This window comes from Brenneria uluponensis (assembly GCF_032395385.1).
GTDB classification, from domain to species: Bacteria; Pseudomonadota; Gammaproteobacteria; order Enterobacterales; family Enterobacteriaceae; genus Prodigiosinella; species Prodigiosinella aquatilis.
Map to the genome: position 1 here is coordinate 1,924,015 of NZ_CP135917.1, position 16,790 is coordinate 1,940,804.

At 50.3% G+C, this 16,790-nt stretch carries 14 protein-coding genes and 1 pseudogene; 5 read left to right on the plus strand and 10 right to left on the minus strand.

All coding sequences use genetic code 11. The features are described 5' to 3' along the window. Positions 1–215: 215 nt before the first annotated feature. The 4 genes from RS889_RS08800 to moeA all read right to left on the minus strand — a co-directional run bounded on the left by RS889_RS08800 (position 216) and on the right by moeA (position 3,469). On the minus strand, positions 216–815 hold the full coding sequence (locus RS889_RS08800; protein ID WP_021016496.1) for a nitroreductase family protein: 600 nt from the start codon (positions 813–815) through the stop codon (positions 216–218). Between the two features lie 175 nt (positions 816–990). Next, positions 991–1,386 (minus strand): acyl-CoA thioesterase, encoded by a 396-nt coding sequence (locus RS889_RS08805; protein ID WP_021016495.1) that lies wholly within the window; start codon positions 1,384–1,386, stop codon positions 991–993. Between the two features lie 95 nt (positions 1,387–1,481). Next, complete coding sequence (moeB, locus tag RS889_RS08810) at positions 1,482–2,234, minus strand: molybdopterin-synthase adenylyltransferase MoeB (RefSeq protein WP_315710305.1); 753 nt, start codon at positions 2,232–2,234, stop codon at positions 1,482–1,484. Further along, on the minus strand, positions 2,234–3,469 hold the full coding sequence (gene moeA, locus RS889_RS08815; RefSeq protein WP_315710307.1) for a molybdopterin molybdotransferase MoeA: 1,236 nt from the start codon (positions 3,467–3,469) through the stop codon (positions 2,234–2,236). Before moeA ends, moeB begins: the two co-directional genes overlap by 1 nt. 137 nt (positions 3,470–3,606) lie before the next feature. Here moeA and RS889_RS08820 point away from each other — a divergent pair. Next, positions 3,607–3,901 (plus strand): annotated as a pseudogene (locus tag RS889_RS08820) (glutathione ABC transporter permease GsiD); the annotation flags it as partial. A gap of 47 nt (positions 3,902–3,948) precedes the next feature. On the opposite strand, the gene RS889_RS08825 reads toward RS889_RS08820, so the two are convergent. The 6 genes from RS889_RS08825 to bioA all read right to left on the minus strand — a co-directional run bounded on the left by RS889_RS08825 (position 3,949) and on the right by bioA (position 12,053). Next, positions 3,949–5,646 carry an NAD-dependent malic enzyme gene (locus RS889_RS08825; protein ID WP_021016491.1) on the minus strand — a complete coding sequence of 566 codons (1,698 nt, stop codon included), beginning with the start codon at positions 5,644–5,646 and terminating at the stop codon, positions 3,949–3,951. A gap of 170 nt (positions 5,647–5,816) precedes the next feature. Continuing rightward, on the minus strand, positions 5,817–6,704 hold the full coding sequence (gene cdd / locus RS889_RS08830) for a cytidine deaminase (protein WP_021016490.1): 888 nt from the start codon (positions 6,702–6,704) through the stop codon (positions 5,817–5,819). Positions 6,705–6,899: 195 nt separating this feature from the next. After that, positions 6,900–7,595 (minus strand): CidB/LrgB family autolysis modulator, encoded by a 696-nt coding sequence (locus tag RS889_RS08835; protein ID WP_021016489.1) that lies wholly within the window; start codon positions 7,593–7,595, stop codon positions 6,900–6,902. Further along, positions 7,595–7,990, minus strand: coding sequence for a CidA/LrgA family protein (locus tag RS889_RS08840; protein WP_021016488.1), 396 nt, complete (start codon positions 7,988–7,990; stop codon positions 7,595–7,597). The genes RS889_RS08835 and RS889_RS08840 overlap by 1 nt, the downstream gene beginning before the upstream one ends. Before the next feature lie 173 nt (positions 7,991–8,163). Continuing rightward, positions 8,164–10,143 (minus strand): glycoside hydrolase family 3 protein, encoded by a 1,980-nt coding sequence (locus tag RS889_RS08845; protein WP_315710309.1) that lies wholly within the window; start codon positions 10,141–10,143, stop codon positions 8,164–8,166. A gap of 611 nt (positions 10,144–10,754) precedes the next feature. Next, positions 10,755–12,053, minus strand: coding sequence for an adenosylmethionine--8-amino-7-oxononanoate transaminase (bioA, locus tag RS889_RS08850; RefSeq protein WP_315710956.1), 1,299 nt, complete (start codon positions 12,051–12,053; stop codon positions 10,755–10,757). 91 nt (positions 12,054–12,144) lie between these two features. Between bioA and bioB the strand changes: the two genes are divergently transcribed. Genes bioB through bioD form a run of 4 tightly spaced genes read left to right on the plus strand, consistent with a single transcriptional unit; the run spans position 12,145 to position 15,761 of the window. Next, a complete protein-coding gene (gene bioB / locus RS889_RS08855) occupies positions 12,145–13,182 on the plus strand; it encodes a biotin synthase BioB (protein ID WP_315710957.1) in 1,038 nt (345 codons plus the stop codon). After that, positions 13,183–14,331 carry an 8-amino-7-oxononanoate synthase gene (gene bioF / locus RS889_RS08860; protein WP_021016484.1) on the plus strand — a complete coding sequence of 383 codons (1,149 nt, stop codon included), beginning with the start codon at positions 13,183–13,185 and terminating at the stop codon, positions 14,329–14,331. Then, complete coding sequence (gene bioC, locus RS889_RS08865; protein WP_021016483.1) at positions 14,318–15,088, plus strand: malonyl-ACP O-methyltransferase BioC; 771 nt, start codon at positions 14,318–14,320, stop codon at positions 15,086–15,088. The genes bioF and bioC overlap by 14 nt, the downstream gene beginning before the upstream one ends. After that, complete coding sequence (gene bioD, locus RS889_RS08870; RefSeq protein ID WP_315710311.1) at positions 15,081–15,761, plus strand: dethiobiotin synthase; 681 nt, start codon at positions 15,081–15,083, stop codon at positions 15,759–15,761. Before bioC ends, bioD begins: the two co-directional genes overlap by 8 nt. The last annotated feature ends 1,029 nt before the right edge of the window (positions 15,762–16,790 follow it).

Below are 16,790 nucleotides of genomic sequence, written 5' to 3' on the forward strand. Positions count from 1 at the left end.
TTCATCAGAGTAAATCAGATGCTTCAGTCTTGATAGGCAAGTACAGAGAAGCTCTGATGAGGATATTGGAATAGTATCTTTTAATTATTGGATAAACAATAAGTTACCTCTCAGTTCGCAGGTTACCCAACGGTAACCTGTTACAGAACAACCTGAATGACAGACAAGATAACTATTGGTAACACCGTTGGCTTACCCAGCCTGCGAAAACGTTATTATTTAAACACGCGAAAGCGTTGTTCATCCGGCATAAAGGTTTTTTCACCAGCAGGTTGTACGATAGAACCGAACGGCATTTGCGAGCGAAGTTTCCAGCTGTCTGGCAGGCCCCACTCATTTTTTACATCGTCATCAATGAGCGGATTGTAATGTTGCAGTGATGCGCCAATGTTTGCCTGTGCCAGTGCACTCCAGACGGAGAACTGAGCGATACCCGTCGAATGCTCAGACCATACTGGAAAATTATCAGCATAAAGTGCGAACTTTTCCTGCAAGTCTTTCACCACCTGGCAATCTTCATAAAAAAGTATCGTACCTGCTCCGGCGGCAAAAGAAGCCAGTTTTTGCTTTGTTGCGTCAAAAGCATCGGCTGGAACGATCTTTTTCAACTGCTGCCCGGTGATGTCCCACAGTTTTTTGTGTTGTTCCCCGAGCAGAATGACGACACGGGAACTTTGAGAGTTGAAGGCAGAAGGACTGAGCTTTACTGCCTCGGTAATAATATGAGTAACCTGATCTTCCGATATTGGTAGCACACTGTTTATGGCATAGATGGAGCGCCGTGCCTTGATCGTTTCTAAAAATGCATTATTCATTATTAACTCCTCTTTTACAGGGTTACTGATGCGCCAGCACTTCTGCACCGATAGTAACCAAATTCAATGAGCCGGTATTGGGTTTCCCTATGGAAAGGCATAACGCCAGTGGAACCGAATATACTCTGCCTGTACTTGCCGTTTCCTGAAATGCTCCAGAAAATGGGATAAATAATCAGAATAATGGTACTGGACGGCCATCATCATTGACGGCAACAAAATTGAACTGTCCGGATATAACCTTAGTCCGTTCTTCGGTATACATCTGTTCAAGAAATACGGCAACGTCTACCGTCAGGCTGGTTCTGCCCACCCGGCTGACCTGACCGATAAGCTCAATGATAGTGCCTGACGGGATCGGCGTATTGAAATTAATCTTCTCCGTCGATACGGTCACCAGTGGTTTATGGCAAAATCGCGTGGCGGTGATAAACGAGATTTCGTCCATCCATGATAACGCCGTGCCGCCAAACAGCGTGGAATGATGGTTAATATTGGTGGGGAAAACGACCTTTGCCACACGAGTAATCGCGTTCTGAATTCTTTCGTCAATGGTTAGTGTTGGGTTCATGGTACTGACAACCTGATAGACCGATAGGCTATTATCTTACACCAATAGTTCCCGGTGTGGCGGCTCAGCTATATTATGCTGAGCCGCCGTCGGTATCAGGAATGACAAACGTCGCAATCAGGGTTTTTCGGCAGTTTCATTTCACGGAATTGCAGGGTCATGGCATCGAAAATCAGTAGTCGCCCAGACAATACCTGTCCATAGTGGGTTAGTAGTTTGATGGTCTCCAGGGCCTGCAGGGAACCTATCGTGCCAACCAGCGGTGCCATCACTCCGGCTTCCACGCACGTTAACGCTTGTTCACCAAATAATCGGCTCAGACAGTGGTAGCAGGGTTCGTCCGGCTGATAGGTAAATACGCTGACTTGACCCTCCATACGAATGGCCGCGCCGGAAACCAGCGGCTTTTTTAACAAGAAACCGATGCGGTTCAGGCGATCACGAATCGATACGTTATCAGTGCAATCCAGCACGACATCGTGTCGCCCGGCCAGTGCCTGCAATGGCTCATCGTCAAGATTGTCGTTCACCGCGTCTACTGTCAGATGGGGATTTATGTCCATCAATGCGATACGGGCAGATTCCACTTTCGGCATGCCAATCCGCTCGTCACGATGCAATATCTGACGCTGTAAATTAGAGAGTGATACGGTATCGAAATCTAACAGCGTCAAGTGGCCCACACCTGCAGACGCCAGATATTGCGCGGCGCTACAACCCAGACCGCCAAGGCCGACAATCAGTACGCGTGAGGCTTTCAGCTTTTCTTGTGCGTCGAAATCGAACCCACGCAAGACTATCTGACGGTTATAGCGCAGTGTTTCGGCATCAGTAAGTTCCGGTAGCATTATGCTTTTCCCAGTAGCGCGTTAAAGGGTTCAATATCCACCCATTCTCCGGCCGCAATATTACTGCGTTCGGCTTCCAGCACGATAAAACAATTACCGAGGCTGAAAGAGCTGAATACGTGCGAGCCTTGATGTCCGGTGCTGCGTACCTCTAGTTCGCCCTGTGCATTGCGGCTGAAAATGCCACGTTGAAAATCGAGGCGCCCTGGAGATTTTTTCAACGCGCTAACCGTTTTGACTCGAATCCGTGGCGGCAACTGCCAGTGTGTATGGCCGGAAAGCCGTGCCAGCAGCGGTTGAACCAGTTGATAAAACGTGACCACCGCCGACACCGGATTTCCCGGTAGGCCACAAAACCAGGCCTGTGACAGTTTACCGAAAGCGAATGGTTTGCCGGGTTTGATTGCCAGTTTCCAGAAGTGAATATTACCCAGCTCATCCAGGATCTGTTTGGTGTAATCCGCTTCGCCCACGGACACCCCACCGCTGCTGATAACCAGATCAGCCGCATGATCCGCTTCTTGAAACGCCTGGCTCAGTGCGCGGGGATCATCGCGGATGATGCCCAGATCAATGATGTCATAACCTAGTTGCTCCAGCATCAGGCGCACGGCAAAGCGGTTAGTGTCGTAAATCTGCCCATCCTGTAATGGCTGACCAACTGGCTGTAACTCATCTCCGGTTGAAAACACCGCCACTCGAAAACGACGATAAACATTGACCTGTGCAATACCTAATGAGGCCAGTAGTGGTAGCTCAGCTGTGCCGAGCCGGATACCGGCAGGTAACACCTGGGCATTTTTATGAATATCTTCACCGGGCAGTCGAATATTCTGCCCACGTTTGATCTCCCGGGTAATACGCACACCCGCATCATCGCTTTCGGTATGTTCCTGCATCACTACGGCTTCGGTGCCATCAGGTAACGGGGCGCCGGTCATGATGCGGATACAGGTCCCTGTTGGCCATTCACCCTGAAATGGTGCGCCAGCGAAAGCTTTGCCAGCGACCGGCAAAGGTTGATGGGACAGATCGCTGCACCTTATGGCATAACCATCCATCGCTGAATTGGCGAATGACGGAACGTCAAACGGCGAGGTAACAGGATGGGATGTTATTCTGCCTGATGCCGTGTGGAGTGAAACGGTTTCGGTACCCGTGATCGGATCAACCTGTGCCAGCATTTTTTCCAATGCCTGTTGCAAAGAGAGTAAACCGGGTTTTGATGTGTTCATGGGGGCTCCGTGATCAAGTGTGTCTCGCCGGGATGAACGGGCGAAAACAAATTGCATATGCAACCATTATGTCAGAGATCGATGATAGGGAGAACGCTGCTCATTCATGGAATCAAGGTGTAGTGATTATTGTATAGCGTCATATTTTACCCGATACGACATCGGCCATTATGGTCTGTTTTTTCAATGTGCATAGGGATGCCGATCAGTCCGTCATTTATTGGTCTGAGCGCACTAGTTGTGACGCCGGAATGGGGAGCGATGCTAAATAAAGCCCGAGCCGACATGGTTATTGCCCCTCATATGGCGGTTTTCCCCAGTCTGGCGTTATACCTCGCAGTATCGGCGTTTAATCTGCCGGGTGAGGGTTTGCATGATGCACGAGATTCGGAATTGAAGAATTCGCGTGTATTTCATGTTGATGAAAGTTGATGAAAGAGCGGGCGCAGCCAGATGCTGCGCCCGTATATCAGGGACAATCAGAAAGAGGTCCGCTTGTAAGTGCGGTACTGAGGTCGCCAGAAGTTGTGGGTAATCGCTTTTATCAGGGCATCTTCAGAGGTTAGCACAGCAACCCCTTGCTGCTGAGCGGCTTTACCTACTTCCTGCGCAATGTATTTTGATACGTCCTGAATATTGGCAAGATCCGGCAATAACGAGCCTTCGCCGTGGTTGGCCAGCGGTGAGCAGTCAGCCAGTGCCCGGCTGGCGGCCATCAGCATTCCATCGGTGATGCGGGTAGCGCCGGAAGCCAGTACGCCAAGACCAATGCCTGGGAAGATATAAGAGTTGTTGCACTGATCTATCTGATACACCTTGTCTTTATAGGTTACCGGTGTAAACGGGCTACCGGTTGCGACCAACGCGGCACCATCAGTCCAGTTAATAATGTCTTCCGGACGGGCTTCCACGCGGGACGTCGGGTTGGACAACGGCATCACGATGGGGCGCGGGCAGTGGCGATGCATTTCACGGATGATCTCTTCCGAAAACAACCCAGGCTGACCGGATACGCCAATCATGATGCTGGGTTTGGCATTACGTACCACTTCCAGCAACGAGATAGCGTCGCTGCTGACATCCCAATGAGCCAGGGCACTGCTTTTTTGTACCAGCTTGCTCTGGAAATCGAGCAGATTAGGTAGCTTATCTGTCAGCAGGCCGAAGCGGTCAACCATGAAGACTCGACTGCGTGCTTCTTCGTCGCTTAGCCCTTCAGCTTTCATCTGGGCAATAATCTGTTCGGCAATACCACAACCGGCGGAGCCGGCACCGAGGAAGGTCACCGTCTGATCACGCAACTGGCTGCCTGCGGCACGACTGGCGGCAATCAGGCTTCCCAGCGTAACGGCTGCTGTACCCTGAATGTCATCGTTGAAGCTACAGATCTCGTCACGATAACGGTTCAGCAGTGGTGTGGCGTTGTTTTGGGCGAAATCTTCAAACTGCAACAGAACGTCCGGCCAGCGATTTTTTACTGCCTGAATGAAATCATCCACGAACGCATAGTATTCATCACCGGTAATCCGTGGGTGACGCCATCCCATATAAAGCGGATCGTTCAGACGCTGTGGGTTATTGGTGCCAGCATCCAGTACCACTGGCAGCGTGTAGGCTGGGCTAATGCCACCACAGGCGGTGTACAGTGACAATTTTCCGATGGGAATACCCATGCCGCCGATACCCTGATCACCCAGACCGAGAATGCGTTCACCGTCGGTCACGACAATGACTTTGACATTCTGTTTGGTGGCATTTTGCAGCATATCGTTGATATGTGCGCGATTGGGATAGGAGATAAATAATCCGCGGGCCCGGCGATAGATATCGGAGAAGTGCTCACAGGCTTCGCCTACTGTCGGGGTGTAGATGATGGGCATCATCTCGCTTAGGTGATTTTCCAACAGACGATAGAACAGCGTTTCGTTTGTATCCTGAATATTGCGCAGATAAACGTGTTTCTCAATATCATTGGTAAATTCCTGATATTGACGCCAGGCACGTTCTGCCTGTTCTTCTATGGTTTCAACTGCTTCGGGCAACAGACCATTCAGGTTGAACTGAGCGCGTTCTTCTTCGGTAAAGGCACTGCCTTTGTTCAGCAGCGGGAATTCAAGCAGAATGGGACCAGCATAAGGGATGTAGAGGGAGCGTTTACTTTCGTGTTCTAATTCCATGACTTTTAACTCTTTGAGTAACAGAAATGTATACGGTGGCAAGATGTTAGCGGGGATCTTAAGGTACCCGGAGAATATGTACAGAAAATGTTAATTAAAATAATTACAGATAGGTTGCATCCAGCAGCAAAGCGAAGGGGGTTACAATTCGCGCCTCTACTAATGAGATATCAATTAATTAGCTGTTGTCGTATATCAGAACAACCCAGCGTGGAGAGTATGGAATGGGTTATTGACCATTGGCTCAGTAACGAATTTTTACGTTCTACCAGTACAGCATGTTTGATGTCGGTAAGTGCTTCACCCGATAGGTTCATCATATTCAGTGCAGTTTGTAATGGCGACAGACTAGGGTTAAACGCCGCGTTTTCTGCATAACTTCCGGCATAAACCGCACCGGTTATACTCTCCAGCGCCACACCGCTGAATGCCTGACTGTAAGGGGCATGGCTACGATTGGCCGCTGCTAGCGCCGCCACTGTCAGCGGATCGGTTTCGGCCAACGTCAGTCCGTGATCTACCGTATCCATCAACAGTGTGCTAATGGAGAGATCCTGTGGACCAAAAGCGTCCGGCAGATAATGGCTCAAGGGCGCTGGCTGTCGGTTGGGTAAACAGATTTTCAGCGCTGGCGCACTATTCAACTCGGCCATAAACTGCCGGCAGTGACCACAAGGCGTGTAGTTGACCATGAGTGCACGTAACTTTCTTTCGTTACGCATCCAGGCATGTGTAACGGCGCTTTGTTCCGCGTGCATGGTTTGCTGTAGAGGCATGGTGGCCAGCTCGATGTTGGCGCCGAAATACAAGTTACCGCTGTTACCCTGTGCAATCGCTCCAACATGAAAAGCGGAAATCGGCGTCAGGGCACAGGCAGCGGCCAGGGGAAGCAATGATAAAGTCAGTGTCTCTGCATCCATCCCGCAATCCGCGCAGATGCGGCTTACTTCTTTGGCGCTCAAACAAGCGGCGAAATGATCGTTGTCCAGAACAGGTTTAAGCGCGGATTGAAGAGACAAGGGCAATTGCGCAAAAGCGGAATGAAAACGAGGTTGCATTATTATTCACCTTATCTAGTGATCCCATGACGACGTGGTAGGCAGGATGCGATTATTATCACTTTAATAATGATATCAGCGAAAAATTATTAACGAATAGAGTATGGATATCAACTTACTGATAGGCAAGGATGCAAAGATAATTGCCCTCTCACAATCTTAATGACCGTGAGAGGCAGATTCAAGGATGAACACTTAACTGAACAGGTGCAATAACACAGGAAACAGGAAAGGTGCGATCAGCGAAGTAATAATGCCGCAAATGACCAGCGCCAATGAGCTGAAAGCCCCTTCCTGGAAATCAACTTCCGCACAACGAGCAGTGCCCAGCGCATGGGAAGCCGTCCCCATTGCCAGACCGCGTGAAGCTTTGGTGGTGATTTTCAGGCGGTTAAACAAACTGTGGCCTAACACGGCGCCAAGAATACCAACAAAGATAACGCATACCGCGCTGATGGCGGGAATACCGCCGATCGCGCTGGAAACCGCCATGGCGATCGGCGTAGTGACCGATTTTGGCATGACCGACGCGGCGATTTCTGGCGAAGCGCCCATCCACAGTGCGACTACTGTGCCAGAAACCATAGCCGTTACGCTGCCGATGAAACACACGCTGATGATGGATTTCCAACGGGCGCGAATCTGGTGCAACTGTTCATATAAAGGAAACGCCAGTGCGACTACGGCGGGTTGCAGTAGACTGTTGAGTATTTGACTGCCCTTGAAATAGTGCTCATAAGGGATTTTTAATACCAGCAGGATAGGGATAATCACTGCCATTGCGACCAGCAAAGGGTTGAGCAATGGCATTTTGACTACGGTTGCCAGCTTGCGGGCCGCAAAAAAAACCAGCAGGGTTAACGGGAGTGACCACCATAAATACGCCAACATTACTTTTTTCCCTTATCGGTGCTGGTGATGCGCTCGCGTTGCATGATCTGTGTGCTGTAACCCACCACGACCATGATAATTAGAGTGCTCACCAGGCAGGAAACAATGATCGGGCCGAACTGGCTGACCAGCAGCGAATAATAATTCATGACGCCTACGCCGATAGGAACAAACAGTAGCGCCATATAACGGATAAAGAGGTGACAACCGGGTTTGACCCAGTTGGCGGGTAAAATTTGCGAAGCCAGCAAGGCGAAGAGGATGAGCATACCGATAATACTGCCGGGGATGGTAAGCGGAAGTAACGCTGATATCGCATTGCCTGCCAATAAACACAGGTAAATCAGTGCGAAAGCGCGTAAATACTGCCAGCACACGTTGAACGTATTACGCATGAGAAATTCCTGATGAACTGAAGGTGTAATGATAACGCTAAAGTTATTAGCGTGCTACAGTTCACAAATTTAGAATTTAAAGAAAATGCCAATCAGTGAAGGCTGACTGGCATAGATAGTAGATGTTTTCTTGTCAAACGGGGAAAGGGCAGTTGGGTGTCGGTTTCCAGTTTTTAATGTTCCAGACCAAACCCGAATGGAAACAAGGCATTTTTACTGTCGTAGGGCAGATCAGCATGTTGTTTACGTACTGCGCTCATGGACGAGGGTAGCTCGAAAGGCAGTTTTCCGGTAAAGGCATTAGTGGAGGTGAGCTTGCTGAGCAGTACATCGTCACTGACACCGAAGTTGGCGATAATCGCCTGGGTTTTATTCACTATATTGCTGAGAATCGCCGGGCGATCCAGGTACACCGTCACGACTGTCGGTACTTTGGCGCTGACGCTGGCAATGACTCGATAATCCGGATTATCAGCGTTGAATGCCAGAGAACCTTCGTGATGTTTGGCACCAAAGTAGTAATTTTTGTGTGGTTGCTCGTAGGGTGCCTGAGTACGGATCAGCGCGATTTCAGCGTTCTCCGGTTCGGTCACCACAATGAACCCGGCTTTCTGTGCGGCCTGTTTTTCTACGCCATAAAGCCATATTTTCTGTCCTTTATGCAATGGCAGCAGATGGTGGTTCTGCAATAACACCAACGAACGAGCTTGAGCGTTATCAGCTTGCTGTTGCCATTCGGGGTTTCCAACAATCTGATTTGCCTGTTGCGCATTGACGTAAGGCCGTTCGAACAAGCCGGTCTGGAATTTCTGTTTCAGTATTCGGACTACTGACTCATCCAGACGGGATGCTGTCAGTTTTCCGTCCTGAACGGCTCGAATCAATACAGTGGAGTCGGTTACGCCGCCAAACTGATCAATACCCGCCTTGACTGCCTGAATAAATCGTTGATCGACCGTCATATGCTCAACACCCCAGGGCATGCCGCGGGGTACTGGTTTTTCACCGGGTTTGAAACCGTTGATGCAGTCAGTTTTGCAATCTTGGGTAATCAGCCAGTCGCTGAGGATGACGCCGTTGAAGCCATATTGGCCGCGAAGCAGATCAGTCAGCAGGAATCGATTGAAGCCCGCGCCCAACGGTGCAATTGTTTTTCCTCGCCAAGTGGCGTGTTTAAGAATCGAATAGGTGGGCATGACACCGGCGACATGCGCCTCGAATGCGCCGGTAAAGGGTTCGATATGCTGTTGCAGATTATTCTTGCTGAAGACGGCATATTTACCATAAGCATTGTGACTGTCCCAGCCGTCTTGTGCCGCGCCATAACCGACCCAATGTTTGACAATAGAGATAACACTCTGATCATTTAGTCCATTTTCGCCGTTTTGCATACCGGTGATATAGCCACGTACCATCTTTTTGGTTAGCGCGGGATCTTCACCAAACGTGCCATTGATTCGTGGCCAGCGTGGCTCCGTCGCTAAATCTGCCTGTGGTGACAAGGCCTCGGTGATTCCTACGGCGCGATATTCCTGACGAATAATATCGGCATAGTGGCGGGCCAGTGTTTCATCACTAATGGCGGCAATGCCCAATGTTTCTGGCCATTTGCTGAATTTTCCGGAAGCGACGGTCGCGCCGACCAGATACTGAAATGAATTCCGGGGGTCGGTACTGATGGTGACCGGTATTCCCAGCCGGGTATTTTCGGCAATTTGTTGCAGCTGGTTGTTCTCTTCCGCCATCTGTGCCGGGTTTTCACCGGACAGTCTGGTGATAAAACTATTGACGTGTTTTCCTACGATCATCTCTTTTGCCGCAACAAAATCGTAAGTGGTTCCCGCGCCGGTCACGCTACCTGCGGTAGGCGCAGAACCATGCATCATCACCCCGGCTTTTTCTGCCAATGTCATACGTGACACCAGATCGGCGGTACGCTGTGCCGCGGAGAGTCGCCAGTCTTCATAGGGGTTAAGCTTGCCATCACGGTTGAGATCTTTAAATTGTAAGCCATCGACAGTGATGAGCTTTATTTCCCGGTATTCCAGCGTGGTTTGTTGTCCGGCCAGTACCAATGGAGAGAAGAGTAAAGGGAAAATGGTAATGAATGGGAACGATAATGGGATAGCACACCGAATATGATAATTATTCATAACATCCTTACCTGGAATTGAAGTATTTCTGACACTTTATGAGCAAAAAACACCTTGTCATTATCTGGGATAAATTTGCGTGTTATCGAAACAGCCTTTTACGCCATTGGCGTCATTACGTTGGGTGTTGTTTTGTTAAAAAAGCCTAGTTCACTCCTTATGTGGAGTACAACCTCAGGCCTGGAAATTTAGAACCTGATCAAAATAATTATTCTCAGGCAGATTTTTAGACTATTAAATCAATTAATTATGTTCGCTCAGTGGGAGGCATTTCTGCTTTTTATATTTATTGAGCGTATATACCCGTCATACTTCAAGTTGCAGGTGTGTTGGCTGCGTTCGTTCACCCGAATCACTTATCTGAGTAAGCTCATCGGGATTCACTCTCTTGCCGCCTTCCTGCAACTCGAATTATTTTGGGTATAGAATTTATAAAAAGGATAATGACCAGGATAAGGTTTTACTCTCTGAAAACGTCAGTACTTATCACTATTGCAACGTTAATTGTGTTATTTCTGCACTAATCGGGATGAAGACTAAACTGTTTTTTTAACCATCAATAACGATATTGAGTCCCGTTATTGATGGCCTGTCGTCGCGGAAGTAACGCGCTATTGATGTGTCTGCGGGAATAACGTCGTATCGTATACTGCTTCCTGGATGGCGTCGGTCAGTTGTTGCAACTGTGCTGGCTGGATAATAAACGGCGGCATCAGATAGATGAGTTTGCCAAATGGTCGAATCCAGACACCTTTTTCCACAAAAAAACGCTGTAACCGCGCCATATCGACCGGATGTCGGGTTTCTACTACGCCAATCGCCCCCAGTACCCGGATATCCGCTACCGGCGGAGCTTCAGCCAATGGCAATAAAGCCTGACGCAATTGTTGTTCGATAGTCTTGACCTGCGCCGACCACTGTCCTGATGCCAGTAGCGTCAGGCTGGCATTGGCCGCAGCACAGGCCAGTGGATTGGCCATGAACGTCGGGCCATGCATGAAGCAATCGGCTTCGCCGTTGCTGATAGTTTCCGCAATGTGACGAGTAGTCAGCGTGGCCGACAGTGTCATGTAGCCACCGGTCAGCGCTTTGCCCAGACACAGGATATCCGGTGTAATGCCCGCATGTTCACAGGCGAATAACTTACCGGTACGGCCAAAACCGGTGGCAATTTCGTCGGCGATCAGTGGAATGGCATAGTGATCGCATAGCTCACGTACCCGTTGCAGATAGGTCGGATGGTAGAATCGCATCCCGCCTGCGCCTTGCACGATGGGTTCGAGGATCACGGCCGCCATCTCATCGGCATGCTGCTCTAACAGCGTCTGGAACGGCTGGATGTCCGCTTCTTGCCATGTGTCGTCAAAGCGGCATTGGGGGGCGCTGGCAAACAGATGTTGTGGCAGATAGCCCTGATACAGGCTGTGCATGGAGTTGTCTGGATCGCATACTGACATGGCGCCAAAAGTATCGCCGTGATAGCCGTGGCGTAAGGTCAGAAAACGCTGTCGTGACTGTCCCTGGGCCTGCCAGTATTGCAGCGCCATTTTCATTGCCACTTCCACTGCGACTGAACCGGAATCTGCCAGAAAAACACACTCCAGCGTAGCCGGGGTCATCGCCACCAGTTTGCGACATAACGTAATGGCGGGCGCATGGGTGATACCACCGAACATGACATGTGACATCTGTGCCAGTTGTTGTTGCAGCGCCAGATTGATGTGCGGATGGTTGTAACCATGAATGGCGGCCCACCAGGATGACATGCCATCGACCAGGCGTTCCCCATTTTCCAACTGTATTTCAACCCCATGAGCCGAGGTGATCGGATAACAAGGGAGCGGGTGGGTCATTGACGTATAAGGGTGCCAGATATGGCGTTGGTCGAAGTTGAGATCGTCGGGTGTTATCATTAGCGTAAACCAAATCATGATCAATTTGGTTGACAGTATAACCCCATTAATTACACTGACTACACCTTTTTCACCCGGAGTAGTCATGATGACGAAAAGCATTCTCTGGACACTGAAGCAAGCGCAAGCGCTGTTTAATAAGCCTTTTTTGGAATTAATGTTCGAAGCACAACAGATACATCGTCAACACTTTGATCCCCGACAGGTGCAGGTCAGTACACTGCTTTCCATCAAGACTGGTGCCTGTCCGGAGGATTGTAAATACTGTCCGCAGAGTTCCCGCTACCATACCGGTATCGAAACGGAACGCCTGATGCAGGTAGAGCAGGTGATGGAATCCGCCCGGCAGGCGAAAGCAACGGGTTCAACCCGTTTTTGCATGGGGGCTGCCTGGAAGAATCCACATGAACGCGACATGCCTTATCTGGAGGAGATGGTGAGAGGCGTAAAAGACCTGGGCATGGAAACCTGCATGACGCTGGGAACGCTGAGTGCTGATCAGGCGCTGCGTCTGGCTTCGGCTGGACTTGACTTTTACAACCACAATCTGGATACCTCGCCGGAATTCTACAGCAATATCATTACCACGCGGACGTATCAGGAACGGTTGGATACGTTGGAGAAAGTCCGGGATGCCGGCATCAAAGTCTGTTCCGGTGGTATCGTCGGGCTGGGAGAGACGGTGCGTGATCGCGCCGGACTGCTGGTACAGCTGGCAAATCTGCCGACACCACCGGAAAGTGTGCCGATCAACATGCTGGTGAAAGTAAAAGGCACACCGTTGGCGGAAAACGACGACGTTGAACCGTTTGATTTCATCCGCACCATTGCCGTGGCCCGTATCATGATGCCGACATCTTATGTGCGCTTATCCGCTGGCCGTGAGCAGATGAATGAACAAACCCAGGCCATGTGTTTTATGGCGGGCGCCAACTCCATTTTCTATGGGTGTAAATTGCTGACCACGCCGAATCCGAAGGAAGACAAGGATCTGGCCCTGTTTCGTAAGCTTGGGCTTAACCCGCAACAGACCAGTACCGATTACGGTGATAATCAGCAGCAACAGCGCCTGACGGAACAGCTGCTGCATGCAGACAGTGATCAGTACTATAACGCGGCGGTGTAAATGAGCTGGCAACAACGTATCGAAGGCGGGCTGGCGCAACGGCGACAGCAAGAGGCTTATCGGGTTCGGCTGGCGAATGATGGCGGTGGTGGCCGTTGGCTGGAGTACGACGCGAGACGCTATCTTAACTATTCCAGCAATGATTACCTGGGGCTGGGCGCACATCCGGCTATTGTGCGGGCGTGGCAACAAGGCGCTGAACGCTATGGCGTGGGTAGCGGCGGCTCTGGTCATGTAACGGGATATACCCACGCACATGCGATACTGGAGCAACAACTGGCCGACTGGCTCGGCTATCCACGGGCGTTACTGTTTATTTCTGGTTATGCCGCCAATCAGGCGGTGGTCGCCGCGTTGGCGGAGCCGGGCGATCGTATTCTGGCTGACAAGCTCAGCCATGCTTCACTGCTGGAAGCCGCCGCTCACTCTCCGGCGACGCTGCGCCGTTTTCATCACAATCAGGCTGACTCGTTACAATCATTACTGAGCAAACCTGCCGGTGGGCAGACGCTGGCGGTGACGGAAGGTGTGTTCAGTATGGATGGCGATTCCGCCCCGTTGGCTGCATTACATCAGCATTGTCGTGAACATGCGGCCTTGCTGATGGTGGATGATGCCCACGGTATTGGCGTGATGGGCGAACAAGGTCGCGGAAGTTGCTGGCAGCAGGGTGTTAAACCGGAATTATTGGTGGTTACGTTTGGCAAGGCGGTAGGTGTCAGCGGTGCGGCGGTATTGTGCAGTGAACCGTTGGCCGAGTATTTCCTGCAATTTGCTCGCCATCTGATTTACAGCACATCTATGCCGCCTGCGCAGGCTTGTGCGCTGAGCGCGGCTCTGCACGTAGTACAGGAAAGCGATGATCGGCGTGCCAGGTTGCACGCCAATATCCGATGTTTTCGTGAAGGTGCGCGGTCATTGTCATTTCGTATGCTGGATTCTTCCAGCGCCATCCAGCCACTGATTATCGGTGATAACGGCCGGACACTGGCGGTGTCCCAACGGTTACGAGCGCAGGGTCTGTGGGTCAGCGCGATGCGGCCGCCCACCGTGCCGCCAGGCTCGGCTCGCCTGCGCATTACCCTTACCGCGACACATCAACCAGACGACATCGACCAACTGCTGGAGGCGTTACATGAGGCTGGCTGAACCCCATGATAAACAGGCGATCGCCCGGGCATTCGGTCGGGCAGCCGGTCGTTATGACCGTTTCTCTACCTTACAGCGCGAGAGTGGCGAAAAACTGATGGCGTTAATTGCCGATCATCCCGGTATTGATGTACTGGATGCCGGCTGTGGTACTGGTTATTTCAGCGCACGCTGGCAGCAGCGGGGAAAAGCGGTCACGGCACTTGATTTATCTGAAGAAATGCTGAAGTACGCACAGCAGCAGCAGGTAGCGACGCATTATCTGTCAGGAGACATTGAGTGTTTGCCCTTATCGGATGCGAGTGTGGATATCTGTTTCAGTAATCTGGCAGTGCAGTGGTGTGATGATCTATCCCAGGCGCTGGCAGAACTGTACCGGGTGACTCGTCCTGGTGGCGTGATTGCCTTCTCCACTCTGACCACTGGGACACTGGCAGAGCTGGATTCAGCCTGGCAACAGTTGGATGGTTCCGGTTCCCGGCATATCAACCGCTTTTTGGCTCATGAGACTGTTGTGGCTGCCTGTCAGCGCTACCGTCATCAGGTCTTTTCCGACCCGGCTATTTGCTATTTCCCGGACGTGATCAGTGTGATGAAGTCGCTGAAAGGTGTAGGTGCGACCTGGCTTCATCAGGGCAGGAATGCCGGATTACTGGGGCGTTCACGATTCAATGCGCTGGCTGCGATTTATCCGCGTCAGGATGAGGGCTATCCCCTCACGTATCAACGATTGTTTGGAGTGATTTATCGTGATTAAACGCTGGTTTGTTACTGGAACGGATACAGACGTCGGTAAGACCATCGCCAGTAGCGCACTGTTACAGGCGGCCAATCGGGCCGGATATCGTACTGCGGGCTATAAGCCTGTGGCTTCGGGCTGTGATATAACACCGCAAGGACGGCGGAACAGTGACGCATTATTGTTGCAGGCAAACAGCAGCGTGGAACTGAGCTATGAGGCGGTCAATCCGCTGGCGTTTATCGAGCCAACGTCACCGCATATTGTCAGTGTCATGGAGCAGCGGCCGATTGCGTTTGATAGTTTAAGCCACGGGCTGCAAAGGTTATCCACACAGGCGGACTGGATAGTCGTTGAAGGGGCTGGTGGCTGGTTTACACCGTTATCCGAGCAACAGACTTTTGCTGATTGGGTGCATCAGGAACAACTGCCGGTGATTCTGGTTGTGGGGGTCAAACTGGGTTGTATCAACCATGCCATGCTGACGGCCCGTGCCATCCAACAGGCCGGACTCACGTTCAGCGGTTGGATTGCCAATGTGGTAATCCCACCGGGGCGGTATCACACCGAGTATCTGACAACACTACAACACTGTTTATCTGCACCGATGTTGGGGGAGATACCGCATTTGCCGTATCCCTCACAGCAGGAGCTCGGCCATTACTTAAATATAGCTTTACTGTCTGTCTGATAATGCGTTTCCCTAAGTGACTGCTTTTGCTTCTGACTGACAATATTGATAGACAGAATCATCTTGAAAATGTGGTCTTATCCATTTGAAGCAGCAAAATGGCTTCTTTTTTGTCAGAGGTGATTATCACTTTTGCATATAATAGGTAACAGTTGCGTAACCAGAATTTTATTCAAAAAATCCATATTGTCGGACCAGTCAAAAGTACCTGTTATGGCGCTAGTGTAGGAAGGATGCGCACTTGTGGGAGTTATCCACTATTTCTGTGGATAACTGTGTGTATTAGGATTAGAAAAGCCATGCCAACCAAGAGCTGGCGCGGCTCTTGCTCCGGTTGTCGTTATTCTCTTCTTTTTTATAAAAACATTAAAAATCAATTAATTATCTAAAATCAAGCATCTTGTTCAAGGTTGACAACCGGTTGCATAAATTAGTAGCACTGGTAATAACAGTTAAGTTGAGAAAAATGATTTCTGGGGATAAATGCTCTATTTTTTTCTGGATACCAACCTCACTCTGTGCTAGCGATGTTAAGGGATAGATTACCCTAAAGTTCTGGTTATCAGAGATCAGATAGTTGGTTGATGAAAGGCTGTATTGTGGAATAACCGTGCGTGCCCACAGCATTATTCACAGAGGGTACCACAGGTTGAAAGTGGTGATCAGACATCGACAGAGGAGGCCATGCTGATGACGTTGGACAGTTGTATCGATACCTGGGATTAAAATTACCGGCGAATCAGCAAAGGCCGGTCTATTCACGGGGCAAATTTCATGCCTTCTTGACTATCAAGACGTATAAAATATTTCCGATGGACTATTTAGTGCGTAACGTTATTTATCTGGTGATTCAGTCAACATTAAAAAATGAAGCATGCCGATCCAGAATTGGCGGCGGAAAATGACCCTTTCTACTATTGAATTCGGTGACCGCTCTTAGCGATCTGAGCGATCACCTTTAATTCTGTGACAGTTATACCCGTCATCTTTCAAACTGCAGGTGTGTGTGTCCCCCTTTACCCTAGCCAC

Coding starts and splice junctions, on each gene's coding strand:
- cdd (WP_021016490.1), bottom strand. CDS start 6,704: ATGCAACCTCGTTTTCATTCCGCTTTTGCGCAATTGCCCTTGTCTCTT.
- RS889_RS08840 (WP_021016488.1), bottom strand. CDS start 7,990: ATGCGTAATACGTTCAACGTGTGCTGGCAGTATTTACGCGCTTTCGCA.
- RS889_RS08835 (WP_021016489.1), bottom strand. CDS start 7,595: ATGTTGGCGTATTTATGGTGGTCACTCCCGTTAACCCTGCTGGTTTTT.
- RS889_RS08805 (WP_021016495.1), bottom strand. CDS start 1,386: ATGAACCCAACACTAACCATTGACGAAAGAATTCAGAACGCGATTACT.
- RS889_RS08825 (WP_021016491.1), bottom strand. CDS start 5,646: ATGGAATTAGAACACGAAAGTAAACGCTCCCTCTACATCCCTTATGCT.
- moeA (WP_315710307.1), bottom strand. CDS start 3,469: ATGAACACATCAAAACCCGGTTTACTCTCTTTGCAACAGGCATTGGAA.
- bioC (WP_021016483.1), top strand. CDS start 14,318: ATGAGGCTGGCTGAACCCCATGATAAACAGGCGATCGCCCGGGCATTC.
- bioB (WP_315710957.1), top strand. CDS start 12,145: ATGACGAAAAGCATTCTCTGGACACTGAAGCAAGCGCAAGCGCTGTTT.
- bioF (WP_021016484.1), top strand. CDS start 13,183: ATGAGCTGGCAACAACGTATCGAAGGCGGGCTGGCGCAACGGCGACAG.
- RS889_RS08845 (WP_315710309.1), bottom strand. CDS start 10,143: ATGAATAATTATCATATTCGGTGTGCTATCCCATTATCGTTCCCATTC.
- moeB (WP_315710305.1), bottom strand. CDS start 2,234: ATGCTACCGGAACTTACTGATGCCGAAACACTGCGCTATAACCGTCAG.
- RS889_RS08800 (WP_021016496.1), bottom strand. CDS start 815: ATGAATAATGCATTTTTAGAAACGATCAAGGCACGGCGCTCCATCTAT.